The sequence below is a fragment of the Pedobacter sp. NO84 genome (genome assembly GCF_059703915.1).
This window is the reverse complement of sequence record NZ_AP046575.1, coordinates 2,283,595-2,310,161: the sequence shown is the minus strand read 5'-3', so window position 1 is coordinate 2,310,161 and position 26,567 is coordinate 2,283,595. Positions and strand designations below refer to the sequence as shown.

The 26,567-nt window shown below is 38.0% G+C and carries 22 protein-coding genes; 16 read left to right on the top strand and 6 right to left on the bottom strand.

Annotated features, from left to right (window positions below; translation table 11 throughout):
- Positions 1-47 precede the first annotated feature (47 nt).
- The 4 genes from AC6H0V_RS09930 to AC6H0V_RS09915 all read left to right on the top strand — a co-directional run bounded on the left by AC6H0V_RS09930 (position 48) and on the right by AC6H0V_RS09915 (position 4,144).
- Positions 48-644, top strand: coding sequence for an OmpH/Skp family outer membrane protein (locus tag AC6H0V_RS09930; RefSeq protein WP_497560034.1), 597 nt, complete (start codon positions 48-50; stop codon positions 642-644).
- Between the two features lie 207 nt (positions 645-851).
- Positions 852-1,679 (top strand): glutamate racemase, encoded by an 828-nt coding sequence (gene murI, locus AC6H0V_RS09925; RefSeq protein WP_497560033.1) that lies wholly within the window; start codon positions 852-854, stop codon positions 1,677-1,679.
- A gap of 180 nt (positions 1,680-1,859) precedes the next feature.
- Positions 1,860-3,761, top strand: a complete 1,902-nt coding sequence (locus tag AC6H0V_RS09920; protein WP_497560032.1) for an amidophosphoribosyltransferase — start codon at positions 1,860-1,862, stop codon at positions 3,759-3,761.
- 188 nt (positions 3,762-3,949) lie between these two features.
- Entirely contained in the window at positions 3,950-4,144 is a 195-nt protein-coding gene (locus AC6H0V_RS09915; protein ID WP_497560031.1) for a hypothetical protein, read from the top strand.
- Positions 4,145-4,403: 259 nt separating this feature from the next.
- Here AC6H0V_RS09915 and AC6H0V_RS09910 read toward each other — a convergent pair whose 3' ends face one another.
- Entirely contained in the window at positions 4,404-5,030 is a 627-nt protein-coding gene (locus AC6H0V_RS09910) for a LysE family translocator (RefSeq protein WP_497560030.1), read from the bottom strand.
- Positions 5,031-5,252: 222 nt separating this feature from the next.
- On the opposite strand from AC6H0V_RS09910, the gene AC6H0V_RS09905 reads away from it, so the two are divergent.
- The 6 genes from AC6H0V_RS09905 (at position 5,253) to AC6H0V_RS09880 (ending at position 13,466) form a co-directional block, all read left to right on the top strand.
- On the top strand, positions 5,253-6,716 hold the full coding sequence (locus AC6H0V_RS09905; protein ID WP_497560029.1) for an MFS transporter: 1,464 nt from the start codon (positions 5,253-5,255) through the stop codon (positions 6,714-6,716).
- Between the two features lie 59 nt (positions 6,717-6,775).
- Entirely contained in the window at positions 6,776-7,237 is a 462-nt protein-coding gene (locus AC6H0V_RS09900) for a deoxycytidylate deaminase (protein WP_497560028.1), read from the top strand.
- Positions 7,238-7,370: 133 nt separating this feature from the next.
- Positions 7,371-9,341, top strand: a complete 1,971-nt coding sequence (locus AC6H0V_RS09895; RefSeq protein ID WP_497560027.1) for a tetratricopeptide repeat-containing sensor histidine kinase — start codon at positions 7,371-7,373, stop codon at positions 9,339-9,341.
- A gap of 99 nt (positions 9,342-9,440) precedes the next feature.
- On the top strand, positions 9,441-10,967 hold the full coding sequence (gene guaA / locus AC6H0V_RS09890) for a glutamine-hydrolyzing GMP synthase (protein WP_497560026.1): 1,527 nt from the start codon (positions 9,441-9,443) through the stop codon (positions 10,965-10,967).
- A gap of 103 nt (positions 10,968-11,070) precedes the next feature.
- The gene (locus AC6H0V_RS09885; protein WP_497560025.1) at positions 11,071-12,276 is read left to right on the top strand and encodes an ABC transporter substrate-binding protein; all 1,206 of its coding nucleotides are present in this window, start codon (positions 11,071-11,073) and stop codon (positions 12,274-12,276) included.
- Positions 12,277-12,302: 26 nt separating this feature from the next.
- Positions 12,303-13,466 (top strand): RsmB/NOP family class I SAM-dependent RNA methyltransferase, encoded by a 1,164-nt coding sequence (locus tag AC6H0V_RS09880; RefSeq protein ID WP_497560024.1) that lies wholly within the window; start codon positions 12,303-12,305, stop codon positions 13,464-13,466.
- Between the two features lie 343 nt (positions 13,467-13,809).
- Here the strand turns inward: AC6H0V_RS09880 and AC6H0V_RS09875 are convergent, their stop codons facing one another.
- Both AC6H0V_RS09875 and AC6H0V_RS09870 read right to left on the bottom strand, forming a co-directional pair.
- Positions 13,810-15,534: an amino acid permease gene (locus tag AC6H0V_RS09875; RefSeq protein ID WP_497560023.1), complete on the bottom strand. Its 1,725-nt coding sequence runs from the start codon at positions 15,532-15,534 to the stop codon at positions 13,810-13,812.
- A gap of 134 nt (positions 15,535-15,668) precedes the next feature.
- On the bottom strand, positions 15,669-17,963 hold the full coding sequence (locus tag AC6H0V_RS09870) for a sodium-translocating pyrophosphatase (protein WP_497560022.1): 2,295 nt from the start codon (positions 17,961-17,963) through the stop codon (positions 15,669-15,671).
- 265 nt (positions 17,964-18,228) lie between these two features.
- Here AC6H0V_RS09870 and AC6H0V_RS09865 point away from each other — a divergent pair, with 265 nt between their 5' ends.
- The 3 genes from AC6H0V_RS09865 (at position 18,229) to mnmL (ending at position 21,291) form a co-directional block, all read left to right on the top strand.
- A complete protein-coding gene (locus AC6H0V_RS09865) occupies positions 18,229-19,644 on the top strand; it encodes an APC family permease (RefSeq protein WP_497560021.1) in 1,416 nt (471 codons plus the stop codon).
- A gap of 175 nt (positions 19,645-19,819) precedes the next feature.
- Complete coding sequence (locus AC6H0V_RS09860) at positions 19,820-20,257, top strand: GxxExxY protein (RefSeq protein ID WP_497560020.1); 438 nt, start codon at positions 19,820-19,822, stop codon at positions 20,255-20,257.
- Positions 20,258-20,343: 86 nt separating this feature from the next.
- A complete protein-coding gene (mnmL, locus tag AC6H0V_RS09855) occupies positions 20,344-21,291 on the top strand; it encodes a tRNA modification radical SAM protein MnmL/YtqA (RefSeq protein ID WP_497560019.1) in 948 nt (315 codons plus the stop codon).
- A 65-nt stretch (positions 21,292-21,356) separates the two neighbouring features.
- Here the strand turns inward: mnmL and AC6H0V_RS09850 are convergent, their stop codons facing one another.
- Entirely contained in the window at positions 21,357-21,824 is a 468-nt protein-coding gene (locus tag AC6H0V_RS09850) for an SRPBCC family protein (RefSeq protein ID WP_497560018.1), read from the bottom strand.
- 315 nt (positions 21,825-22,139) lie between these two features.
- On the opposite strand from AC6H0V_RS09850, the gene AC6H0V_RS09845 reads away from it, so the two are divergent.
- The 3 genes from AC6H0V_RS09845 (at position 22,140) to AC6H0V_RS09835 (ending at position 25,295) form a co-directional block, all read left to right on the top strand.
- Positions 22,140-23,516, top strand: coding sequence for an ammonium transporter (locus AC6H0V_RS09845; RefSeq protein WP_497560017.1), 1,377 nt, complete (start codon positions 22,140-22,142; stop codon positions 23,514-23,516).
- 93 nt (positions 23,517-23,609) lie between these two features.
- Entirely contained in the window at positions 23,610-24,656 is a 1,047-nt protein-coding gene (locus tag AC6H0V_RS09840) for a porin (RefSeq protein ID WP_497560016.1), read from the top strand.
- A gap of 54 nt (positions 24,657-24,710) precedes the next feature.
- A complete protein-coding gene (locus AC6H0V_RS09835) occupies positions 24,711-25,295 on the top strand; it encodes a DUF4468 domain-containing protein (RefSeq protein ID WP_497560015.1) in 585 nt (194 codons plus the stop codon).
- 52 nt (positions 25,296-25,347) lie between these two features.
- Here AC6H0V_RS09835 and AC6H0V_RS09830 read toward each other — a convergent pair whose 3' ends face one another.
- Together AC6H0V_RS09830 and AC6H0V_RS09825 are read right to left on the bottom strand one after the other, a co-directional pair.
- Positions 25,348-25,875 carry a TlpA family protein disulfide reductase gene (locus AC6H0V_RS09830; protein ID WP_497560014.1) on the bottom strand — a complete coding sequence of 176 codons (528 nt, stop codon included), beginning with the start codon at positions 25,873-25,875 and terminating at the stop codon, positions 25,348-25,350.
- 211 nt (positions 25,876-26,086) lie between these two features.
- Positions 26,087-26,560, bottom strand: coding sequence for a ribonuclease H-like YkuK family protein (locus AC6H0V_RS09825; RefSeq protein WP_497560013.1), 474 nt, complete (start codon positions 26,558-26,560; stop codon positions 26,087-26,089).
- Between the last annotated feature and the right edge of the window lie 7 nt (positions 26,561-26,567).

The following is a 26,567-nucleotide window of genomic DNA, read 5'->3' as shown; positions in this document are numbered from 1 at the left end:
AAAAACACACAAATCAATTATAAAACAAATATTAAGTAAATAGAAAAATGAGAAAGTTAATTAACGTATTTTTTATTGCAGCCGGATTATTGCTTACTGCAAACGTTGCAAGCGCACAACAGAAATTAGGTCACCTAAACTCTGATGAAATTTATGCAAGTATGCCGGAAGCTAAAACTGCACAAACTACCTTAGAAAACTTGGCTAAAACCAAACAGGCCGAGATTGATAAAATGATTACAGAATATCAAGCAAAACTGAAAGCTGCTCAAGATAAAGAGAGAACAAGAAGTGTAGCAAACCAAGAAGTGATTGATAAAGAGTTATTGGTTGCGCAAAATGAATTGCAAGACCTTGGTAAAAGAATTGAGGATGCCCGTACCAAAGCAACCAAAGATGTCCAAGATGAACAAGGGAGATTATTTCCGCCAATCAACACCAAATTAGCTAACGCTATGCAGGCAGTTGCCAAAGAAAAAGGCTTGGCCTATGTATTTGATGTGTCGGTTTCTCAAGGTTTCAACAGCTTGGTTTATTTTGATGGTGGAGAAGATATTACTTCTGCAGTTAAATCTAAACTAGGAATTACTGGAACAGCAGCGGCACCAGCTAAAACACCAGCAGGTACTAAACCTAAACAGTAAAAATCGGTGAATCGTCTTCATCTGTGTAATCACATTTTAAGATATCTTGCGGAATTGAGTTATAAGCTCAATTCCGCTTTTTTATTTAGTAGCTTTAATGTTGTAATATTGTAAGGTTGTGCCAAAGGCATCCCTATGGAAAAATGTTTGGGGAGCATAACCTTAGCACCCCTTCAACTTTTTAACCTTCCAGCTTTCAAATAACACATGAATAGTTCTTTATCAATAGGTGTATTCGATTCGGGTTTCGGTGGCTTAACCGTATTTAAATCCATTGCCCAAAAATTACCGCAGTACAATTATATTTACCTTGGCGATAATGATCGTTCGCCCTATGGCGATCATTCTTTCGAAACAGTTTATCAGTTTACTTTAGAATGCGTAGAATGGTTGTTTGCACAGGGTTGCGAACTGGTAATATTAGCTTGTAACACCGCTTCTGCAAAGGCATTGCGCAACATCCAACAACTGGATCTTCCGAAAAAATACCCAAACCACCGCGTTCTTGGAGTAATTAGGCCCACAGCCGAGGTGATAGGAAATTTTACCACAACACAACACATTGGTGTGATGGGAACTCGGGGCACCGTTAATTCGGGTTCCTATCCCATAGAGATCAATCACTTTTTTCCAACATTAAAAGTGCATCAACAAAGCTGCCCCATGTGGGTGCCACTAATCGAAAACGGCGAGTACCTTAGCGAAGGAGCTGATTTTTTTGTGATTAAATACCTAGACGGGTTAATGCAACAATCAGCGGATGTAGATTGTATATTATTGGCCTGCACCCATTATCCTCTATTGATCCCAAAGATAGAAGCCTACCTTCCTACTAATATTCAACTCCTTACACAGGGCGAAATTGTTGCAACTAGTTTAGTATCCTATTTACAACGCCATCCAGAGATCGAAAGTAAACTGGCCAAAAAAGCTAAACAAACTTTTTATACATCAGGCGATGCTTCAACATTTGATGCCCATGCCTCAGTGTTTTTAGGGGAAAAGATTCAATCTAAAAAAGTTAGTGTAAAGTAATTTCTGACCGGATTTATTATCTCCACTAGTTGCATCCAATCCCCCAACTGCTTAGCGGCCAAGCCGGTACATTTTGTTGTTAATAATTGACAGTTAATTTACTTTATTGTGGGAAACAGAAGGATTTCTTGTTAGGTTTTAAAATTTTAAAAGGGTAAATTTGCAGCTCAATCATCAAACATGAGTGATCAGATCAAGCACGAATGCGGGATAGCCTTTATCCGCCTGTTAAAACCTCTCTCATACTACCAAGAAAAATACGGTACTGCACTTTATGGCCTCAACAAATTGTATTTGTTGATGGAAAAACAACATAACCGCGGACAGGATGGAGCTGGAATTGCAACCATTAAATTAGACATGAAACCCGGTAGCCGATATATCAGTCGCTACAGGTCGATGGCGCAAAATGCAGTGGCCGACATTTTTGGATACGTACAAAGTAAGTTTGTAGATATCCAGAATGAAACGCCAGAACTGATGAAAGATACTGAATACCTTAAACAAAACGTGAGCTTTTTGGGAGAAGTACTCTTAGGTCATTTGCGATATGGTACCCACGGAAAAAACAGTATTGAAAGTTGCCACCCTTTCTTGCGCCAAAATAACTGGATGACGAGAAATTTGGTTATCGCAGGTAATTTTAACATGACCAACGTTGACGAATTGTTAGCTCAGCTCTATGAATTGGGGCAGCACCCCAAAGAGAAAGCCGATACGGTTACGGTACTCGAAAAAATTGGACACTTTTTAGATGACGAAAACCAAGAACTGTTTAACGCGTATAAAAAAGACGGTTTAAATAACGTTGATATTACCCATAAAATTTCTGATAACCTGAACATGACCAATATCCTTCGTCGCTCTGCGAAAGATTGGGACGGAGGTTATACCATATCCGGGATTGTAGGAAATGGAGATGCCTTTGTATTACGGGATCCATCAGGAATAAGACCTGCATTCTATTATGCAGATGATGAGGTTGTAGTTGCTGCTTCAGAACGCCCAGCCATTCAAACCGCCTTTAACGTACAGATTAAGCAGGTAAAAGAAATCGAGCCAGGTTACGCACTAATTGTTAAAAAAGACGGCACGGTAACCCAGGAAATGTTTAGGGAACCAGAAGAAAAAAGAGCATGTTCTTTCGAAAGGATCTATTTTTCTAGAGGTAGCGATGCTGATATTTATAAAGAACGTAAAAAGTTAGGTCACCTTTTAATTCCACAGGTTTTAAATGCGGTAAATAAAGACTTAAAAAATACCGTTTTCTCTTTTATACCCAATACCGCCGAAGTTTCTTTCTACGGAATGGTAGAAGGTTTGCATGAGCATGTACGCGAAGTTCAAAAAGAGGCCCTGATTGGCAGCAAAGAAAAACTTAGCGACCAGCAACTTAACGAACTACTCTCAATGGCACCTCGCGTAGAGAAGCTGGCTATAAAAGATGTAAAGCTGCGTACCTTTATTACGCAAGATGCAGATAGGGGCGAAATGGTTGCCCACGTTTATGATACCACATACGGAGTAATCAAAAACCATGAGGACACCTTGATTGCGGTAGATGATTCGATTGTTAGGGGAACAACCCTGAAACAAAGCATTATCAAAATCATCGATAGACTACACCCTAAAAAAATCATCATTGTATCTTCAGCACCGCAAATTCGTTATCCAGATTGCTATGGGATTGATATGTCTAAAATGGGACAATTTGTTGCTTTCGATGCCGCTATTCAACTCCTAAAACAAAGAGGAATGGATCAGATAATCGAAGATGTTTACCGAAAATGCAAAGCATCATTGTTATTGCCAAAAGAGCAGATCATTAACCACGTTAAAGAAATATATCGCCCCTTTAAGCAGCAGGAGATTTCAGACCAGATTGCCAAAATTATTACTCCCGCCGGTACAGTTGCCGAAGTAGAGGTAATTTATCAAACTTTAGATAATCTGCATTTAGCCTGCCCAGATCATAGGGGCGATTGGTATTTCTCTGGAAACTATCCAACTCCCGGTGGTAATAGAGTCGTAAATAAAGCTTTTGTAAACTGGAAAGAAGGGAATAATCAGCGTGCTTACTAGGTAAGGCCGTGCATCTGTATAATGGCACCATTTCAAGTGGCAACGGAAGGCGGCATAATTCATTAACTTAAATTTTTTTTTTCTTGAAACAAAATCGTATTTTCATATTGTTGTTAACAGCTAGTTAGCAATCGTTTTATGTTTTTACGTTGTAAAAAAACACTAACCAATCATTAATCTATAGGCAAATGTTAAAATTAAGCAAGGTAAATGGTAAACCTCAAGTTTTAAGCAGAGAAGAACTAAAGAAAATTAAGGGTGGTGGCGAGGGAGAAAATCCAGGCGAAAGCTGTCCGGCAGGAATGGACCGATGTTTCTGCAACGGAATATTTTTCGGATGCGTTTTTGGCCCAACGCAATGTTTCTATACTTGTCATCCGTAATTTTTTAAACAGACTATGATTAACAGGGGCGATTGCAAGACTTCATCGCCAGCGTAAATCAAGAACTAAAGTTCGATAAAGGAATTTGTCGGGCTTTTTTGTTTTGGATCCTAGGCGTCAGTTAATGTGATCAATTTTTTCAACCACAGACGATTTGCCATCCCATAGTTAAGAAAAATCGAAGCTAATCTTGCTCACTTATAGCTATTTTCCACAGCGCTAAAACAATGGCCACCGAAGAGTCCCGCTTTTAAAAGGCCTAGTAAAATTGATGGTAAGTCTTATAAATTAGCCAGACTGCGAAGAGGATAATGATTACCCCAGCAACTTTATTCAGTCTTCGAAGGGTTGCCTCTTTTATTTTATACCTTAATTTGCTCGAATAATAGCTTTTTAAACCATCAATGGTTAATTGTGTAGCCATGGCTATAAAAAAGCAGAATAATTGCTCCCCAAGCCTATTGTTTAATTTAACCGAAATAATTCCGCTTACAATAACCCAGAACATCAAGGTTGAAGGGGTTAAAATGCACATTAGAAAACCTTTGAGCACAAATCCCCTTTTACTCACTTTGATTAGGGTGTTGTTTTCATCGTATTTGATCGAAACCTTACTAAAGAGATAATATATTCCAACGGCCAACAAAAAGATGCCGCCTATAATACCTACATATTTATCAAAACTTTCCTGATAAGATAGAAATTGGCTGCCGAAAAGAACTAGGCCAATTAAAAGAACATCACTAATAATTACGCCTACCGCCAATGAAAACCCAGCTTTAAATCCTCGCTCAATACTGGTCTTTATCATAGCGAAAAAAACAGGACCAGTTAAGAATGAGGAAATTAACCCAGCACCAATACCCAATAATATCGCTTCAAACATTAGTCTTTCATAATATATATGCTAATATGCGATTTTTAAAGCTAAAATGTCTCCATTTTTCTTGATAGTTGTTTGATTTTTTTCCCTTTCAAAAAACGAAATGGCCGTTAACATAACGCTTATAAAAAAATGTAGGGTGTGTAAAAATTACACTTTACATTCCTAAATTTTATTTATGTTTAACAAACTAAATTTATTAGAACTAACCAATAACCTCATCACATGGAACAAAACACTTCAAAAACCAATTGGTCGCAATTCTCCACTCTGATCATTGTATTCTTTTTCTGGGGGTTTGTAGCTGCGAGTAATGACATCCTTATTCCGGTATTCAAAAAGACATTTACCTTATCCCAAGTACAATCACAATTGGTTGCTTGGGCCTTTTATGCTGCCTATTTTGTTGGATCGATCATTTTCTTCTTGATATCGCTCAAAAGTGATATTCTACAAAAATTAGGCTATAAAAAAGCGTTGGCACTTGGTTTAGTAATTTCGGCCATCGGTGCATTTTTGTTTATTCCAGCAGCGAATTATTCTTCATTTCCATTTTTTCTTGCGGCTTTATTTATCGTAGGATTAGGTTTCTCTTTACAGCAAATCGTGGCTAATCCACTAGCAATTGCCATGGGCGATCCATCTACAGGGGCCCACAGATTAATGCTGGCGGGAGGTTTAAATTCATTGGGCACAACAATAGGCCCGATTATAGTTGGCTTAGCATTGTTTGGCACCGAAGCAGCTTCCACGACATTATCGTTAGACGATGTAAAGATGCCTTTCATCGTTTTAGGTGTTGCATTTCTTTTAGCTGGAGCTTTCCTCTATAAATCAAAACTAGAAGATCCTAAACCATTAGAAGCAAAAGTTGAAGAAAAATCTAATTTTTGGTGGTTTACAGCATATCCACAATTAACATTAGGTATGCTTGCCATCTTCGTGTATGTTGGTGTAGAGGTTACCATTGTAAGTAATCTTCCAGCATTATTGCATACCAGCGAATTTGGCAATGTGCTCGAAAATCAGATCGCTCCCTTCATATCATTGTATTGGGGTAGTTTAATGATTGGACGATGGAATGGTGGACTAAACGTATTCAATGTTTCAAAAAGTACGTTAAATATCCTAAAGGTTATTGTTCCTTTTATTGCATTTGCAATAATTATAGGTGCAAATATGTGGAGCGGAAAAGATGTTTCTTCATTCTATATCTACCCAATCTGGATTGTGATTTTTATAATAATGAGCTTTGCAGGTGGTAAAAGTGCCGGTAAGACACTAATGATTTTTGGCATGGCGGGTGTATTAATGATGATTCTTGGTTTAATTATGCCAGATAAGCAAATAGCACAGTACTTTATCATTAGCGGGGGTTTATTCTGTTCTATTATGTGGCCAGCTATATTCGATTTGGCAATTACCGGGCTTGGCAAACATACGGGCCAGGGTTCTTCTTTTTTAATTATGATGATTTTGGGAGGAGGCATTATTCCGCTTATCCAGGGTGCAATTTGCGATATTGATAAAACAAATCCAGAAGGTATTTTTGGAATTACCTATACCCACTTTTCGTATGTTATCCCAGTAGTTTGCTTTGCCTATCTGGCATTCTATGGTTATATCACACCAAAGATTTTGAAAAAGCAAGGCGTACTTGTGGGTGAAATGGAAGTTGCTGTACATTAAAAATAAAAGAAAAGAAAGCTTCCCGATGCATAGTCGGGAAGCTTTTTGATTTAATAAATATGGCTAAACAAGCATTTAACGAAATATTCATGAATTTGGCGGGAGATTTAGCTACCCGTTCGCACTGCGTAAGGGCGCATGTAGGAGCAGTACTTACCAAAGAAACCAGGATCATTTCTATTGGCTACAATGGACCGCCAGCAGGTACCCACAACTGTGACGAAGAATGGCCAGAAACGGGTTGTGCTAGAGATAGCAAAGGGAGTTGCTCTTTGGCCCTACATGCCGAAGAGAATGCCATTTTATATGCGATCAAGAATGGATCTAAAATAGAAGGGGCTACTTTATATACAACACTATCCCCTTGTATTGCTTGCGCAAGGCTGATCTTGTCGTCAGGTATAAAAAAGGTATATTATAGAGATTCTTATGCCGCATATAAAGGCCTAGCAAGTGATGAAGGCGTTGATTTTTTAAAGCGGTTTGGAGTGATTACTGAAGCTTTTATAAAATCGGTTTAATTTTTGTTTTCCTATCCTGTAATCACTAATTTACGGCATAATCATTAATGTTATCCTCTTGAAACATAGATCAATCTGTTTTCTCGTATTTTTGCTATTATTCGCGCTTTTTTCATGTAAACAAAAAGTAGAATTGCCTCGGGAATCAAATAAGATCGACTCGTTGGTTGCTGCATTTAGTTGGAATCCCGAAGACAAGCCAGATACTACTGTAGCTTTTCTTAATAAACTCCTTGCTAGTAATGATATCAGTAACCTATCTAAATTCAAAATTTATAGTCAGTTATGCGGCTATTATTACATAAAGAAGATCGACTTATCAAAATCATTGCTTTACGCGGATAGCATGATTTCGGTAATGGAAGCTTCAGACCCCTTAATCTATTCTAGTGAACTAGCTCAAGGGTATTATTCAAAAGGAGATGTCTTGTTTGCATTGGGAAAGTATGAAGAATCCTTCGACAATTATCATCATGCAAAGCAACTCATGTCTTACAAAAAAGATAACTGTACCAGCAGCGATTACAGTTATCGCATTGGGATGGTGCTCTACAGACAAGGTAAATATGCCAATGCTAATTATTTTTTTAACCAAGCATTTGAAGCCTCAGCAGATTGTAAGCAAGATTTCGTTATTATTTTTAGAAGACAGGAACTTTTAAATAACCAAGCCTTGTGTTATTCGAACCTGGGTCAAACAGATAGTGCCCTGTTTATGTATAACAAAGCCCTCCAATATATTAATGCAAATGATACCATTGCCCAGAAAAAACCAATGTTCGAAGTAGCAAGAGGGGTGGTATTTGGAAATATTGGTGGCGAATATGTGATAAAGAAGTCCTATGCCGCCGCCGAAGAATTCCTAAAGAAAAGCATTGACATTAATGTTAAACCTGGATATGAAAATAACGACGCTGCACTTACTCAGGCAAAGCTGGTTAAATTATATTTAGAATTAAATGATTTAACTAATGCTTACAAAGTTCTCTTAGCCCTTAAAAATAGCATTGATAAGCTTAATTCATCAGAAGCTAAAACCGCATACCACTTCCTGTATGCCCGGTACTTAGAAAAAACAGGCGATAAGGCAAAAGCCTATCAACATTTGTTATTGTATACGGCGATGACCGATTCTGCGCAAAAACAACTCACTAAAATCAAGGCTACAGATATCAATGAGAGGTTTAGGAATCTCGACAGTCAGAGTGAGATCGATTATTTAAAACGCGAGAAACACATTCAAAAGATGTATCTCTACGCTACAATTCTGTTCTCTTTTATGGCAATTGCCTTAATTTCGATGATTTATTTCTTTTGGAAAAGATCAAAAAAGAATGTTAAACTTTTAACCCAGTTGAATGATCAAATTAACCTGCAAAAACTGCAGTTAGAAGAAACATTAGTACATTTAGAAAGCAGCGATAAAGAGAAAGATAGCCTATTACGTGCCGTTGCCCACGATTTGCGGAACCCAATTGGAGGGATCTCTTCTTTGGTAGGATTGATGATCGAGGAAGATACGAATGAAGAAGCGAGGCATCAACATCAGCTCATTAAAGATACCTGCTTAAATGCCCTTGCTTTGATCAACGAGTTAATTGAGGCCTCAGAATCAAATAACAAACTTAATGTTGTAGATAAGGAAATCACGATCGACCTCGTTAGTCTAGTGGCAAATGCTATCGAACTCCTTAAGTTTAAAGCACAGGAAAAGCAACAAGAGCTATTGTTTAGCGCTGAAGGGGGTTTGATTTTAGTGAAAGGGAACCCAGAAAAAATCTTGAGAGTTGTAAGTAATCTCATTAGTAATTCTATAAAGTTTAGTCACGAGCACACCACTATTAAGGTTACAGTAACTATGGTTAACCAACGGGCGCAAGTTGCAGTTGCAGATCAAGGTATAGGAATCCCCGCTAAACTTAAAGATAGTATTTTTCAAATGTTTACAACGTCTAAACGAGACGGTACGAAAGGCGAGAAGTCGTATGGGTTAGGATTAGCGATCTCCAAGCAAATTATCAACGCCCACCATGGCGAAATTTGGTTCGAATTCAATGAACCGAAAGGAACAAGCTTTTATTTTTCGCTGCCGATTGTAAAATAAGGTAAGATGTGAAAGGCAAATGTTGGCCTATCCATCTTTCATCTTACTTTTTCCATCTTCCATCCCTCAATCTTTCAGCTTAAAAAGCTATCTTTGCCCATGCTAGAAAAAATCATCATTCTCGATTTTGGTTCTCAGTTTACACAGCTTATTGCACGTCGTGTTCGCGAACTTAATGTTTACTGCGAAATCCACCCATTTAATCATATTCCTGCCTTAGATTCTACCGTTAAAGGAATTATTTTGTCTGGAAGTCCATATTCCGTTCGTCAGGAAGATGCGCCTTTTATTGATCTGGAATTATTTAAATCCTATCCTTTATTAGCGGTGTGTTATGGCGCACAATTTATTGCACAACAACAGGGCGGTGATGTACAGGCATCATCAACCAGAGAATATGGTAGAGCAAATCTTAATTTTGTAAATCAGGCCAACAAATTGTTTAAAGGAATCAATATCGATTCTCAGGTATGGATGAGCCATGGGGATAGCATCAAAGAGGTGCCAACAAATTTCGAAATTATAGCAAGTACTGCCGAAGTAAAAGTAGCAGGATACCAAATAAAAGATACCAATACCTATGCCATTCAGTTCCATCCCGAAGTAACGCATACTACCGACGGTAAAATTTTATTGGAAAATTTCTTGGTAGATATTTGTGGATGTGTACAAGATTGGACAGCAGATGCTTTTGTTGAAACAACGATCTCATCCCTCAGAGAAAAATTAGGCAATGATAAAGTGGTGTTAGGCCTTTCGGGAGGAGTTGATTCCAGCGTAGCTGCTATCTTGCTCCACAAAGCGATTGGTAAAAATCTGCACTGCATTTTTGTAGATAACGGCTTATTGCGAAAAGATGAATACGAAAGTGTACTGGAGCAGTATAAACATATGGGTCTAAATATCAAAGGAATTGATGCAAAAGACCGTTTTTTAAGTCAGCTTAAAGATGTTAAAGACCCAGAACTAAAACGTAAGGCGATCGGTAGAGTTTTCATAGAAGTGTTTGATGATGCTGCCCACGAGGTAAAAGATGTGGTTTGGCTAGCCCAAGGCACCATTTATCCTGATATTATCGAATCTGTTTCTGTGAAAGGACCATCGGCTACCATCAAATCTCACCATAATGTTGGGGGACTGCCCGATTTTATGAAATTGAAAGTAGTTGAGCCCTTAAATACACTGTTTAAGGATGAAGTGAGGAGAGTGGGAAGAACTTTAGGGATCGAAAGCTTTATTTTAGGCCGCCACCCTTTTCCCGGCCCAGGTTTGGCCATCCGTATTTTAGGTGATGTAACCGCCGAAAAAGTTGCGATTTTGCAAGAAGCCGATGCTATTTATATCAATAACCTAAAAGAAGCAGGCCTATATGATAAAGTATGGCAAGCTGGCGCTATTTTTCTTCCCGTACAATCTGTTGGTGTTATGGGGGATGAAAGAACTTATGAGAATGTTATTTGTTTAAGAGCTGTAGAGTCTGTTGATGGGATGACTGCCGATTGGTGCCATTTACCTTATCAGGTACTCGCAAAGATCTCTAATGAAATTATCAACAAGGTAAAAGGAATAAATAGAGTTGTTTACGACATTAGTTCAAAACCCCCCGCAACCATTGAATGGGAATAGGCTGGGTGTGAGTTAGGAGTTGGGAGTATAGAATTGAGAGTTAGATTTAATTTGGGGTAATTTGTATTCCGTAGGTTGGAGTTGTAGAAGGATAGATTTAGTTATGAAAAAATGCAAAGGTATATTACTGTTAACCTCAATGGCGCTGTTGTTAAGCTGCTCTCCCAAAATAGTAACCACAACTATCCCCGTTAAAACAAGCCCGATTGAGCCAAAAGTTGAAAAACCTGTAAAACGGTTTACCGAAGCATCTATATCTTTACTCATTCCCTTTAAGCTTAATCAGCTTAACTTAAAAACTGCCACAAAAGCCCAAATAGAAAAATCAGATATGGCAATTGATTTTTATCAGGGTGTGCTGTTGGGAATGGATTCTGCCGCTGCCTTAGGACTTAACTTTAAAATTAACGTATTCGATACCCGTGATGACGTTAGTCAGTTGGTAACCCTCTTTAAAAAGGAAACTCTAAAATCAAGTAACCTCATTATTGGCCCTGTTTTTCCAGAGGGGGTTAATTATATTACCAATTTTGCGATTACTAATGATGTTCCCATAGTTTCGCCTTTGGCCGCATCGAAACCTACCGATTTCAATAACCCTAAGTTAATCTCGATTGTGAATAATATAGATCAGCATGGGTTTAAACTCGCTGATTATATTGCCCATCATTACCAAAGTGCCAATTCTATTGTAGTATTAATTAACCCTAAAAAAACTGCAGACGATCAGTTTGCTATTCCGATAAAGGACCGTTTTCAGCAAAAATACCCTGCTTTTACGGTACAGGAATTTACATCAGCCTATGCTTTTGAAACCAGGATGATTAAAGTAAAGCAATATGTAGTAATCATCTGTTCTTCCGACATGCCCTTTGTAGCTCCAAGCATCGATAAGTTGTTTAAACTAAAGAATCTAAAAACTGGCGGATATGACATTAATCTTATTGGGCATCCAAATTGGACAAAACAGAACTATAATGTTGATCAATTGCAAGATCTAAAAACAGTAGTGAGCACATCTTACAGAGTTGATTATAAAAATCAGTCGGTAATTAATTTCATTAAAAGATACCGAGCAAAGTATAATTTCGAACCCAGTGAATATAGTTTTAAAGGTTTTGATATCGGCTTTTATTTTGCAAAATTAATCACCAAACATGGTCCAGATTATTTAGATTACCTCACCAAAGAAAACTATAAAGGACTTCATAATTCTTTCGAATTTGAATTTAATCCAAAGTATGGCTACTTTAATACACAATTAATGCTATTGCAGTATAAAAATTTAACTTTAACCATTGTCGAATAAAAAAGCTTTAATTAGAGGCGCGGATTATGAAGGTAGAACATCAGGTTAGGGCATTTGAGCAGCTTTTTAAGAGTTACGATGGAGTGTTACCGTTGCATCGTTATTTGTTTGCTTATTTTAAGCAGAACAAACAAATGGGTTCATCAGATAGAAGGTGGGTAACCAGGTATATTTATAGCTTTTTTAGGCTAGGCAAAGCACTGCCAGATTTAGATTTATTAGAAAGATTAGCGGTTGCTGATTTTTTATGCAACGATAGCGTGAGCCTCATTACTAGCCATTACCTAAACGGTTGGGAAGAATCAGTTACGCTTTCGATCGACAAAAAAATAGCTCTAGTAAAAAAACGATACGCCAATTTTAAAATCGACCAGATTTTCCCTTTTGAGGTGCCTCTTTCTGGAGGAATAGATAAAGCAAAATTCTTGACTTCTTTTTTTACGCAGCCAGATTTGTTTATCAGGGTAAAGTCTACGCATATTCAGGCCATTATAAACCAACTTAAAGCAAATAATGTGTTGGCCGAAGAAATTTCAGATACTACTTTAGCCCTGCCAAACGGCACAAAGTTAGAGCAGGTATTGAGCGATCCTAGGCTTTATCAGATCCAAGACCTTTCTTCTCAACAAACAGGTGATTATTTTAACCCAAGCAAATACGATTATTGGTGGGACTGCTGTGCCGCATCAGGCGGAAAATCGCTTTTATTGCATGATATAGAACCTCACATTGAACTCTTGGTAAGTGATGTTAGAGAAAATAGCTTAAACAATCTACAAGAGCGGTTTCAATTGGCCGGCATTAAAAAGTTCCAGTTAAAGGTTATGGATCTTTTGCAGAATAACGATCAGATCTTACATCATTACCAATTTGACGGGATTTTGTTGGATGCACCTTGTTCTGGTTCCGGAACTTGGGGCCGAACACCAGAAATGCTGTATCATTTCGAGAAGTATAAGATAGAGAACTATGTAAAGTTGCAAAAAGCAATAGGTGCACAGGTAGTTAAGTATCTAAAGACTGGCAAGCCACTAATCTACATGACCTGCTCTGTGTTTAAAGCTGAAAATGAAGATGTAGTAAAATACTTAACGGAAAATTTCGATCTGAAAGTAGAAAAGATGGAGCTGATTAAAGGCTATGAACGCAAAGCGGATAGTATGTTTGTGGCCCGACTTACAAAGTCTTAAAGACCGTCACAAGTCTTACAGATTAAGACACCTAAGCCTTTAATGATGGCTCTGCCAAGTCCTAATTTTCTCTTTGATATGCTTTAAAGCTTCAAAAAGAACGGCTAGAACGCCGATAATTACCGTAAACTGCTCAAAACTGTTCATAACTGTGGCTCTTTACTATGACTAAGTTACACAAAATTTGTTACAAATTCTTAGTTATTAAACGATTAGAATTGTGTTTTAGTATAAAGCATCAGACTTACTCGAGGTTAAAGACAACGTAAGCATATGCGATATACCACATAAAAAAAAGCTCCCGATAGTTAAATCGGGAGCTTTTTGGTGTCAGTTAAAAAAATTATTTAGGTTGTACCTTATTAGCGGTAGCGATTCGATACCCATAAAGTATGAGGTGGAATACTGCGAATATTAAAGAGAAATAATATAAACCTGAATCTGCGGTTAAGGTTGCATCTGTTGCCATATCCTGCATTGAAAGATGATGATGTAACATGGCTACAACTACCAATAGAGCTGCCAAAACCAGTCCTACATAAGAAACAGTTTTGTTGCTTTTGATTAAGGTTACAACTTTATTGTCTGATAGCGCACTATTTTTAATACCATAGAATAGATATACATTGATACCAATAATCATCCATACCAATAAACGAACCCAGGTATCAAGTGGCAAGAATACCATCATTCCTAAACATACGGCTACCCCTAAGATTGGAATAAGTGGAACCAATGGCACTTTAAATGCTCTAGGCAAATCTGGCATACGTTTTCTTAAAATGATAATACCGATACATACCAAGATAAATGCAAATAACGTTCCTATGCTGGTCATTTCGCCTACTACACGTGCCGGAACAAATGCTGCAAACAAACTCACAAATACCATGAATAATAAATTGCTTTTAGAAGGAGTGCCAAATTTTGAATGCACATTTGAGAATATTTTCGGAATTAATCCGTCCTTACTCATAGAGAAGAACACTCTTGATTGACCCATTAACATTACCATGATTACAGAAGCATAACCTCCTAAAATTGCAAGGATAATAGCTTTATTTAACCAAGGATACGCAGGAGTAACAACGCCAGCGGCATTTTTAGCACCCATATTATCAATGGCAACTGCAACAGGAGCAATACCATCTTGACCTTTAAACAAATCATAATTTGCAACACCCGTCATTACGTGTGCAAACAAAATATATAATACTGTACAAATCAATAAAGAAACTAAAATACCAATAGGCATATCTTTCTTAGGATTTTTTGCCTCTTGCGCCGCTGTAGAAACTGCATCGAAACCAATATAGGCGAAGAATACAATAGCAGCCGCCCTAATTACACCACCCCATCCATTTGTGAAGAAACTTTCATGGCCTGCTTTATCTGCAGGAATAAAATATGGAGAATAGTTATCGGCATTGATGTATTTCCAGCCCAAGAAGATGAAGATTAATACAATCACCACTTTAACGGCAACAATAACTCCGTTAATCATAGCGGATTCTTTTGTTCCTTTAATTAGGATTAAAGACATGATCACTACGATGAAAACTGCTGGTAGATTAAACATCCCCGAAACCGTAGTGCCGTCGGCCAAAACTGCAGTGTCAAACGGCGACATCACTACCTGTGCGGGTAAGTGTATATCAAAATATCCCAGAAACTTGACCAGATACCTGCTCCAACTAATAGAAACCGTAGCAGCACCTACAGCGTATTCTAAAACTAGATCCCAGCCAATAATCCATGCTACAAATTCGCCCATGGTGGCATAAGAATAAGTATAGGCACTACCGGCAACAGGGATCATTGATGCAAATTCTGCATAACATAATCCTGCAAAGGCACAACCTACAGCGGCAATAATAAATGAAATAGTAATAGCAGGACCAGCATTATTTGCCGCTGCTGAACCTGTTATAGAGAATAAACCGGCACCAATAATAGCACCAATTCCCAAAGCAACGAGATTCACAGGGCCGAGAGTCCTTTTTAGTGTCCCTTCTCCACTTGCCATTGCTTCTTTTGTAAGTAAGTCAATCGACTTTCTAAAATTCATAGTTTAAGGTTTAGTTAAAGTGTTTCAATAAGTTTTCAGTTTATTAATATAATCCCAAACATAATTAAAATTATGTAAAATAAAAGGGGATTTTTATTCAAAATCCCCTTTAGTTAGTAACATTTATGATTTAACTAACGATGTGTTAATGTGTCTACAACGTTTTTAACGGTATCTATTTGTACATTCCCCAAAGAATCAACAGTTTTTCTAACTTCTATCTCTTTTCTTACCTCTTTAATAGTTGACATATCACCTGCACTAATCGCAATATATGGAGCAATTACTAGAGAAACGATAGACATCAACTTAATCAAAATATTCATGGATGGGCCAGAAGTATCTTTAAATGGATCTCCCACAGTATCACCAGTTACCGAAGCCTTATGTGGTTCTGATTTTTTATAGAACATTTCACCATTGATTTTTACTCCTTTTTCGAATGATTTTTTTGCATTATCCCAGGCTCCACCAGCGTTTGATTGGAAAATACCCATCAATACCCCAGAAACGGTAACACCTGCTAATAAACCACCCAATATTTCGGCAGAGCTAACCGTTGGAAAAACACCTTTAAATCCAAACCCTACAATAATTGGAACCAACAAGGCAATCGCCCCTGGCAACATCATTTCACGGATCGAGGCTTTGGTTGAGATCGCAACGCACTTCTCGTATTCTGGCTTTGCTTTATATTCCATAATTCCAGGAATTTCCCGGAACTGACGGCGCACTTCTTGTACCATATCCATTGCTGCTTTACCTACTGCTGCAATACATAATGCCGAGAATATGAAAGGGATCATTGCGCCAACAAATAAGCCGGCTAAAACTGGTGCTTTGTAAATATCAATTGCACTAATACCTGCAACACCAACAAATGCTGCAAATAAAGCCAATGAAGTTAAGGCAGCTGATGCAATTGCAAATCCTTTACCCGTTGCAGCTGTAGTGTTACCTACGGCATCCAAATTATCTGTACGCTCACGTACTTCTGGAGGTAATTGGCTCATTTCTGCGATACCACCTGCGTTATCTGCAATCGGACCGAAAGCATCGATAGCAAGTTGCATGGCTGTTGTAGCCATCATACCCGCTGCAGCAATAGCAACTCCATATAAGCCCGCAAATGAATAAGAACAAATAATACCCCCAGCTAAAACTAAGATTGGAGCCACTGTAGATTTCATCCCTACGGATAATCCACCAATAATATTTGTAGCATGGCCAGTACCTGATTGTTGTATGATCGAATTAACAGGACCTTTTCCCATTGCAGTATAGTACTCGGTAATAATACTCATTAGTGTACCTACCACTAAACCAACCAAAATGGCATAAAATACATCCATGCTGTTAAAATCAACTCCTCTTAAATGCAAGGTTGCGGGCAACATTGCTTTAACTATAAAGTAAGAAGCAACCGCCGTTAATACAATCGAGCTCCAGTTACCTAAGTTCAATGCGTTTTGTACATTCGAATCTTCGCCTTTGATGCGTACAAACCAAGTACCAACGATTGAGAAAATAATTCCTAAACCACAAATCACCATTGGTAATAAGACTGGAGAAAACCCACCTAAACCATCTGTATAAATTCCATTAAGTTGTGTAACCACAATTTCTTGTCCCAACACCATGGTTGCCAAGATAGTTGCAACGTAAGATCCAAATAGATCGGCACCCATACCAGCCACATCACCCACATTGTCGCCAACGTTATCCGCGATGGTAGCAGGGTTACGTACATCATCTTCAGGAATTCCGGCTTCAACTTTACCTACTAAATCGGCACCAACGTCGGCAGCTTTGGTATAAATACCTCCACCAACACGGGCAAATAGAGCAATTGATTCTGCACCCAATGAAAATCCGGTAAGTACTTCGATAGCTGTTCTCATTTCAACACTGTTCGGAGCAATTACATGGAATATTTGGAGAAACACGATAAATAAGCCACCTAAACCTAACACCGCTAAGCCTGCAACACCTAATCCCATAACTGTTCCACCAGTGAAACTAACTCTCAAGGCTTGTTTTAAACTTGTTCTAGCTGCTTGTGTAGTACGAACATTGGCTTTTGTGGCAGCTCTCATTCCGATATATCCTGCAAATGCAGAAAAAACGGCGCCGATGATAAAGGCAACTGCAATAATCCAGCTAGAATGCATTTGTACGCCATTAATTTCGGGGATTGTTCCAGAATAAGCTAAAATAGCTGCGGTAATTACAACGAAAATACTTAGAACTCTCCATTCGGCCTTTAAAAAGGCCATTGCACCATCGGCAATATAACCTGCCAGTTCTTGCATGTTAGCATCACCAGCATCTTGTTTGTTTACCCAGGCACTTTTCACGGCCATAACCAGAATACCGATCAGACCTAATAGAGGGATGGAATAGATTAAATTGTTTTGTAGAAAATCCATACTTTAAATTTATATTTTAGTTGTTTAGTTAATGAAAATAAAATTAATACAGGGGTTGCAAAAATAAGCGTGTTTCGCTAATAATCAAATTTTTATACAAATGATTGTTAACATTTTTTTGCTTCGCGTAATATTGTTGCCCTAACAGCGTTGAGGGCTATTTGTTTTAACTCGTTTTTAAATATATATTAGCCAATATAAACCATCCCGATAGATCCAAAGCGTTATCATTGGCTTTAATGGGACCAAACCAACAAACTAAAACATGAAAAACCTAAAAGAAGAAGGTGCTTTTAAAAGAGAGCTAGGCTTATTTGATGGCACAATGCTCGTGGTAGGCTCGATGATCGGATCGGGTATTTTTATCGTGAGTGCCGATATGACTAGACAAGTTGGTTCTGCCGGCTGGCTGATTTTAATTTGGGTATTAACGGCAGTTATTACCATGATCGCTGCGGTAAGCTATGGAGAACTGAGTGCAATGTTCCCAAAAGCTGGCGGGCAATATGTGTACCTAAAAGAATCGTACAACAAACTGATCGCCTTTTTATATGGATGGAGCTTTTTTGCAGTTATCCAAACGGGAACCATTGCTGCTGTTGGAGTAGCATTTTCTAAGTTTGCTGCTTATCTAGTTCCTACGCTTAGTGAAAAAAATATTTTATACGAAATCGGTTCCTTTAAATTAAGTGCGGCGCAAATAGTATCCATCGTTACAATTGTATTGTTAACCTTTATCAATAGTAGAGGGGTAAAAAATGGTAAGATGCTCCAAACCTTTTTAACGATCATAAAAATCCTTTCTTTATTTGGCCTTATTATTTTTGGATTAACATTGGCTGCAAAGGCTGAAATTTGGAATGCCAATTGGACCAATGCCTGGGATTCGAAAATGTTTGATAGCAGTTCTAATTCATGGATCGGGATAAGTGGAACCGCATTAATGTCGGGTATTGTTGCTTCGATGGTTGGTTCATTATTTAGTAGCGATGCTTGGAATGGCGTTACTTTTATTGCCGGCGAAATTAAAAATCCACAACGTAACGTTGGTTTAAGTTTGTTTTTAGGTACTTTGATTGTAAGCGTAATTTATATACTTGCCAATGTGATGTATGTAGCTGCAATGCCAATGGCAGAAATTGCTAGCGCTCCCGAAGATCGGGTTGCAGTGGTGGCAGCACAGCATATCTTTGGCGAAACGGGTACATGGATAATTGCAGTTATGATCATGATCTCCACTTTTGCATGTAACAACGGATTGATCATGGCGGGTGCAAGAGTATATTATACCATGGCAAAAGATGGATTGTTCTTTAAAAAAGCAAGTCATTTAAATAAGTTTAATGTACCGGCCTGGGCATTATGGGCGCAAGGAATATGGGCCTCTTTATTGTGTCTCACAGGTAGATACGGAGATTTGCTGGATTTCGTAATCATCATTGTTTTAATTTTCTATATTCTTACGATATTGGGCATCTTTATCTTGAGAGCTAAAATGCCAAACGCTGAGCGTCCTTACAAAGCATTCGGTTATCCTTTTTTACCAGCATTATACATTATTGCAGCCTCGGCCATCTCTGTAGGATTGCTGATCACTAAACCCGATACCTGTGGATGGGGTGTAGCGATTATGCTTATAGGAATACCAGTTTACTATATTACAAAACCAAAAAACGACTAAGATTAACAAGATTTTAGGATTACAAGATTATACCCGTCCTGGAAGAAGACTAGAATTTATAGGATTTTAGGATTACAAGATTACAAATATCTGCTGTAGCCGTTTATAAACGTATATATCGTTTAATATACGGCTACAGTTTTATGAAGCCATCATTTGTGTTTACATTACAAGTATGGAGCATGATGTTATAACAGGTAATATTATTGGTTGTGCCATGAAAGTGCACGCGGTGCTTGGATCCGGATTTCCTGAGGTGATTTATCAACGGGCTTTAGCGATAGAATTTAGGAAGCAAAATATAGGTTTTATAAAGGAAATGGATATGCCTATCTTTTATGATGGTATTAAAATTGGTAGTAGAAGAGTGGATTTTTTTGTTGAGAATAACATTATGCTTGAATTGAAGGCAGTCGTTCAACTAGATGATCGCCACCTAGCTCAGGCAATTAATTATTTGGAAGCGTATAATCTTCCAACAGAGTTGCTTATTATTTTGGAAGTAGAAGCCTCACATTCAAAAGAATTTACAATACAAAACACATTGAAAATATTAATTACAAATCGCTTAAAGAATGATCTTTTTTTCATATGTAAACCAATTCCGGTGTAACTAAATTGTAATCCTATAATCTTTTAATCCTATAAATCGTAGTTACAATCTTTTAATCCTGTAAATCTTAGTACTTTTGTCTTAGTATGGGAACTGCACTGGATTCAGGAATAAAAGGGTATAATGGCTACGGCGTGCATTTGCGTGAGAAATACAATGGTAAACGTGTATTTAAAGTAATTGTGGACGGTGGTTTCACCTGTCCTAATCGCGATGGTAGCAAAGGATACGGTGGATGTACCTATTGTAACGTAGATTCCTTTACGCCAGAACCTTCCCGCAAAAACCCCAATATTAAGGATCAGCTTATTGAAGGGATGACCCGGGCAAAGAATTCGTACAAGGCCGATAAGTTTATCGTTTATTTCCAACCCAATACCAATACCTACGCCCCGGTACATTATTTAAAGATGATGTATGATGAGGCATTAGCTGTAAACACTGAGGATGTAGTAGGTTTCGCGGTGGGCACGAGGCCCGATTGTATTGATGCAGAAAAAGTAGCGCTATTAGAAAGCTATACCGATCGATTTGATGTTGATCTAGAAATGGGCATGGAATCAATCTATGATGAAACCCTAAATCAGATTAATAGAGGATGTAGTCATGGCGAGTTTATTGAGGCGGTTAAGTTATTGGAAAACACCAAATTAGAACTATGCGTGCATACTATTTTTGGCTTTCCGTGGGAAACTAGAGAGATGATGTACGGTTATATCCACGAAATCAACCGTTTCCCGCAGATCAAATTTGTAAAATTTCATCACCTTCACATTGTGGAAGGATCTATAATGGGCGCTAAATACAAGAAAAATCCATTTAAACTATTTACGCTCGAAGAATATACAGATTTATTGTGCGAGCTTATTCCTTTGTTAAGGCCCGATATTGTAATCCAACGCTTATTTGGAATCTCAGATTGGGATTTACTGATCGCCCCCAACTGGGGATTAAATAAATCGGCAATCCAAACCTATATAGATAAAGAGATCGAAAGAAGGGGAGTGATGCAGGGATCGGCGTATGGTGGATAGCGGTTGGCGTTAAGCCTCAGTTTATCCTAGTATAACAATCCAACAATATAACAATCCAACAATCTCTAGATTTTTCCAAATAAGGCAATTGTTTTTTCCCTTCGAAACTCAAAAATCTCTTCTAATTTCTTTCCTACAAAAACTTCGTGTGCAAAATCGCCGATAAAGCCAAATGGTAAACCATACGTTAAAATATCTGTCATCTCTACTCCGCCTTCAATTTCCTTAAAATGATGTTGGTGATGCCAGAACTTAAAAGGGCCAAAGCGCTGCTCGTCAATAAAGTAAGTTTCGTGCACAATTTGGGTGATTTCTGTCAGCCAATTTAATTTTATTCCGAAAAAGGGACTCACTTCATAAGTAATAATCATCCCGGGATACATTTTTTGTGTTTTCGAAAGCTCAGAAGTAACATCGAAAGCCATTTCAGTTGGGGTAATTGCCTCCAAATTATAGGGCGATGAAAAGAAATTCCAGATTTCTGGTAGGGATAATGGAAACCTTTGTTGTAAAGTTAAGTGATATGCTTTCATCCAATAAAGGTACGATTTCCTTTTTTATTAATAATTTAATAAAAACCACCTTTATTTACCATATAAAATTGTAAAATTCATTAAAATTTGTAATTTTTTGTGAAAAATATACAAAAATTGCTGTTTTTAGGTAAAAATATGTTTCATTTCGCTGTTTTTTAGATGATTTTGTGTTTCAAATTACATTTTTTGAGTTATTTTTTGTTAAAAATGATAAATTGTTCATTTTTTACTCCCAATTAGTGTGAATATTTGAAAATTTATAGGTAGTTTTAACTAATTAATTAAAAAATCAAACGCTTAACACAAAAATTTATGGCAAAAGTTTATTTTAAACAGTTCGCTCCATTTCTAATTCTAATGGCAGTCGCAATTCTAGCGCTATTCATTCCTTTACTTCCTAATTTTGACGAGGGAAAGTATAGCGGACCGGATATTGCGTTCGTTTTAATTGCATCAGCCCTAGTATTTATTATGACACCGGGCCTTGCTTTCTTTTATGGTGGAATGGTTCATCGTAAAAATGTATTATCAACCATGATTAAAAGTGTGGTTGCCGCGGGTATTATTACTGTGCTGTGGACCGTAGTTGGTTTCAGCCTTGCATTTGGCGATACCGTTCATGGTTTTATCGGCAATCCTTCAACTTTCTTGTTCTTTAAAGGTGTAAACTCAGGTTTACCAAAACTAGAAGGCGGTACTGCCTTAACTATCCCTCTATCATTATTTGCAGTATTCCAGTTGATGTTTGCTATTATCACCCCTGGTTTAGTAGTGGGGGCGGTAGCAGAGCGGATCCGATTTACATCGTACATTTTGTTTATCGTATTGTTTGCTCTATTTGTTTATTCGCCTTTAGCGCACATGACCTGGCATCCTCTTGGATATCTATATCAGTTAGGTGTACTCGATTTTGCAGGAGGTACAGTAGTACACATTTCGGCTGGTATGGCCGCTTTGGCAGGTGCATTGGTTTTGAAACGCAGAAAATCTCACTTAGAACATAAAGAGGTTCCACCTGCCAATATCCCTTATGTATTAATAGGCACCGGTTTGTTATGGTTCGGATGGTTTGGCTTTAACGCAGGATCATCCTTGGGAGCCAATACCTTAGCAGTTTCTGCATTCTTAACCACAAACACCGCCGCTGGTGCCGCTGGTTTATCGTGGATGTTCTTTGATGTTGCTAGAGGTAAAAAACCATCTGTGCTCGGTTTCTGTATCGGCGCTGTAGTTGGTTTGGTAGCCATCACCCCTGGTGCCGGTTTCGTGAGTATTCCTTCGAGCATATTTATTGGCGCCATTGCTGCGGTTATTTCTAACCTTGTGGTTGCTTGGAAACAAAAAACTAGCCTTGACGATACTTTAGACGTTTTCCCATGCCACGGGGTTGGTGGTATTGTAGGAATGTTGTTGACTGGCGTTTTTGCCACCACAACTGTTAATAGTGCGGGTAAGATGGGATTGCTTTATGGCGGTACAGATTTCTTCCTTGTTCAATGTGCTGGTGCAGGCATTGTTGTCGTATTCAGTTTTGTAATGTCATTCATCATTTTCAAGGTAATCAACCTCGTACAACCGATCCGTGTTACCTCTGAAGAAGAAGAAGAAGGTTTGGACGCATCTCAACACGACGAAAAATATTCTCAAGGTACACTTATCGTGGCCGGACAAGAAGTTCCAAACATATAAAATTTAGCTGTTCTTGTCTTTTAGGCTTGAACAGCTTTTTAAAATCCCTTCAAAAAAACAATCGATTTTAGATTCACGCTATAATTATTTAACATGAAAATTAAATTTACTCTCCCAATCCTTGCTTTAGGCTTCAGCTCAGCTGTATCAGCCCAAGAAACGGCAAGCGCCCCATTACAAATCTCAGGTTCTGTTGATACATATTACAAGTATGATTTTGCTAAAACGGCAAATATCAATACCTATTTTGCTAACGAACAAAATTCTATCTCTTTAGGAATGATAGATGTTGCTTTAAAGAAAACTACCGGGAAAGCTTCATTTGTTGGCGAATTGTCTTTCGGTCCACGCGGACAATCACAGTCGATCCCTAATGCCGCTGGAGCTTATGATGAAACTACGAATAGTTTCCATATTCAAAACTTGTACGTGAGCTATGCATTTTCGGATAAGTTTAATATGACAGCAGGATACATGGGTACATTTATCGGATATGAGGTTATTTCTCCGGCCGCCAATTTCAATTACTCTACTTCTTATTTGTTCGGTTCAGGCCCATTTCAAAATGCCGGTATCAAAGCAAGCTATACTTTTTCTGATAAAGTAAGTTTAATGGCTGGATTGTTTAACGATTGGAATGTTTATCAAGACTTAAATGGCGTATCACACGTTGGTGCACAATTAACCGTTAGTCCGGTAAAAGGATGGACGGCTTATTTAAATGTGCTCTCTGGTCGCTCAGCTGGTGCCGCTGGTACAGGAACAATTTTCGACATTACCACTGCCTATCAGATTACCGAAGGGTTTAAATTGGGCTTAAACGCTGCCGATTATAGCGTTTCTAACGATAATGGTGGTTATAGCGGCATTGCACTTTACCCTCAATATGCATTTTCTCCTGCGGTATCCTTAGGTTTAAGGGGCGAATATTTTAACTTTAAAGGAGTTGGTACGGCAGCTGATGCCGCAGTTACTTCCATTACTTTATCTGCTAATATCAAATCTGGTGGATTAACATTTATCCCAGAGGTACGTTTTGATAACGACAAAGATTCTTCACAGGGATTTGTGAAATCAAACTTAACTACTCCTACAAAATCCGCTTCTCAATTCTCTTTAGCGGCAGTGTATTCTTTTTAAGCAATTTTGATCTCGTTAGGCGCCCCAATCTCGGGGCGTTTTTATTGTTATACCATGAAGTTAATCTTAAACTTTTTTATTCTCCTTTTCTGTTTTAGTTATGCCAATGCACAGAGTGATAACAGTTTGCCGGTTGACGATCGTGGTAAATTGATTTACTATGAAGTGGTTGATCTTAAAAAAGCATCCAAAGACTCGCTTAGACTAAAAATGCTCGCCTACGCTAAGAAGAATCCCACACTGCTAAGGTTTAACAAAATAAATGGCGATACTGCATTTTTAGCAAACGGGAGATTGATCATCAACAAAACCCTTTTGGTAATGTCACATCCTTCAGGAGAGATAATGTACAATTTCCAAGTGGAGATCAAAGAAGGTAAATACAGATTTTGGTTAACTGATTTCAGTTTTATTCCCTATCATAGAGACCGATACGGAAACTTTGTTCCCTCTACTACCACAGGAATTCCATTAGAAAATGAATCAGAGAAATTAAATGCAGCCCAATGGAAAGAGTATAAAAGCCAAGTGGCATCCTTTGCCAACGATTTTGCGAGCAAGTTTAAAGCCTATATGGCAAGTAAAGCACCCATAGTTGCTCCGATCCAAGAAAAGAAAGTGGTAAGTAAGAACTGGTAATCTTTTATTCCGATAATAATCGCGACATCAGTTCCAAACTTAGCTAATACAATTATTTTGTGGTTTTTGAACTTAGTCTTTTATCAAGCAGCTTTAAGAGGGCTTTGAATTCATTTTCCTCATATCCCATTGACTGATATATGATTTTCCCGTCTTGATCGATCAATATATTTCTTGGAATAGATTGTTTAGCAAAAAGATTAAAAATAGATCTATCCAAATCTGGTAAGATAGGAAATGTAAACCCCTTTTGCGATTTATAGGGAGTTAGCTTTTCCCATCCTTCCTCTCTGCCAAAAATAAAAAGCGCAAAATTTTTATTGTCTTTATATTTATCCCAAATCTTACTTTGGACTTCTGGCAATTCCATATTGCAAGGAGGGCACCAAGTTGCAAAAAGATTGATCAAAATCAGTTTTCCCTTATAATCGGCAAGACTAACTTTCTTTCCCTTCTCAATTTCGAAAGTAAAAATAGGAGCAGAATCACCAATTTTGGTTTTGGCATTTGGATCTTCGTCCTGCGCATAAACATTGGCCGAAAAGGCTAACAAAAAAACAAATAGAAATATTTTTTTCATAAAAAAGATTTACGAACTAATATACATGATTTTTGTAAACTTCCCAAAAAGCTTCGAGGCGATTACCCCCGCCTTTCCTCCATAGGAATCGATGTGGGACTGAAGGAGGAGATGATTATCGTAATAATTTGATCCTAAAACTCAGACCCCAACTCCCAACTCCCATCCCGATAGCCCCACAGGGACTCCTTTGGAGCTATCGGGACCCAACTCAGTGCACCATCTTATCCGCACAGGTAGAACTTGCAAATGCTTCGGGTTTTGCCTTAAAAATAAAGCCCATGCTTAGAATATAGCCCATGGCCTCATTTAATGCCTTGTTTGATTTAAACATAGGATTGGTATTGATATCTGCATGAACTTCGAGATCAACATCATAAAGATCTAACAGATCACAAATTGAATAGGCTGTTTCGATAGATTTTTGTACCTCCACCAACATACGTTCCTTAATTCCCATTTGCTGCGTGGTTTTGTCTTGGGCGATATACATAAAACCACCATGGTGCTCACGCAGTAAAACTATCACCGTCGCAAAATCTGTAAATGGGCCTTTTACTTGAGAATCTGTACCGATACAGACTTTCAGTTTAAATCCATTTTCGGTTTCCCTAATAATTGCTTGTTCTACCTCGTCAATAATAGAAGCGTGAATAATCTCACCGCTAAATTTTTTCCAAATCATACGTAAC

Coding starts and splice junctions, on each gene's coding strand:
- AC6H0V_RS09930 (WP_497560034.1), top strand. CDS start 48: ATGAGAAAGTTAATTAACGTATTTTTTATTGCAGCCGGATTATTGCTT.
- murI (WP_497560033.1), top strand. CDS start 852: ATGAATAGTTCTTTATCAATAGGTGTATTCGATTCGGGTTTCGGTGGC.
- AC6H0V_RS09920 (WP_497560032.1), top strand. CDS start 1,860: ATGAGTGATCAGATCAAGCACGAATGCGGGATAGCCTTTATCCGCCTG.
- AC6H0V_RS09915 (WP_497560031.1), top strand. CDS start 3,950: ATGTTAAAATTAAGCAAGGTAAATGGTAAACCTCAAGTTTTAAGCAGA.
- AC6H0V_RS09910 (WP_497560030.1), bottom strand. CDS start 5,030: ATGTTTGAAGCGATATTATTGGGTATTGGTGCTGGGTTAATTTCCTCA.
- AC6H0V_RS09905 (WP_497560029.1), top strand. CDS start 5,253: ATGGAACAAAACACTTCAAAAACCAATTGGTCGCAATTCTCCACTCTG.
- AC6H0V_RS09900 (WP_497560028.1), top strand. CDS start 6,776: ATGGCTAAACAAGCATTTAACGAAATATTCATGAATTTGGCGGGAGAT.
- guaA (WP_497560026.1), top strand. CDS start 9,441: ATGCTAGAAAAAATCATCATTCTCGATTTTGGTTCTCAGTTTACACAG.
- AC6H0V_RS09885 (WP_497560025.1), top strand. CDS start 11,071: ATGAAAAAATGCAAAGGTATATTACTGTTAACCTCAATGGCGCTGTTG.
- AC6H0V_RS09880 (WP_497560024.1), top strand. CDS start 12,303: ATGAAGGTAGAACATCAGGTTAGGGCATTTGAGCAGCTTTTTAAGAGT.
- AC6H0V_RS09875 (WP_497560023.1), bottom strand. CDS start 15,534: ATGAATTTTAGAAAGTCGATTGACTTACTTACAAAAGAAGCAATGGCA.
- AC6H0V_RS09870 (WP_497560022.1), bottom strand. CDS start 17,963: ATGGATTTTCTACAAAACAATTTAATCTATTCCATCCCTCTATTAGGT.
- AC6H0V_RS09865 (WP_497560021.1), top strand. CDS start 18,229: ATGAAAAACCTAAAAGAAGAAGGTGCTTTTAAAAGAGAGCTAGGCTTA.
- AC6H0V_RS09860 (WP_497560020.1), top strand. CDS start 19,820: ATGGAGCATGATGTTATAACAGGTAATATTATTGGTTGTGCCATGAAA.
- mnmL (WP_497560019.1), top strand. CDS start 20,344: ATGGGAACTGCACTGGATTCAGGAATAAAAGGGTATAATGGCTACGGC.
- AC6H0V_RS09850 (WP_497560018.1), bottom strand. CDS start 21,824: ATGAAAGCATATCACTTAACTTTACAACAAAGGTTTCCATTATCCCTA.
- AC6H0V_RS09845 (WP_497560017.1), top strand. CDS start 22,140: ATGGCAAAAGTTTATTTTAAACAGTTCGCTCCATTTCTAATTCTAATG.
- AC6H0V_RS09840 (WP_497560016.1), top strand. CDS start 23,610: ATGAAAATTAAATTTACTCTCCCAATCCTTGCTTTAGGCTTCAGCTCA.
- AC6H0V_RS09835 (WP_497560015.1), top strand. CDS start 24,711: ATGAAGTTAATCTTAAACTTTTTTATTCTCCTTTTCTGTTTTAGTTAT.
- AC6H0V_RS09830 (WP_497560014.1), bottom strand. CDS start 25,875: ATGAAAAAAATATTTCTATTTGTTTTTTTGTTAGCCTTTTCGGCCAAT.
- AC6H0V_RS09825 (WP_497560013.1), bottom strand. CDS start 26,560: ATGATTTGGAAAAAATTTAGCGGTGAGATTATTCACGCTTCTATTATT.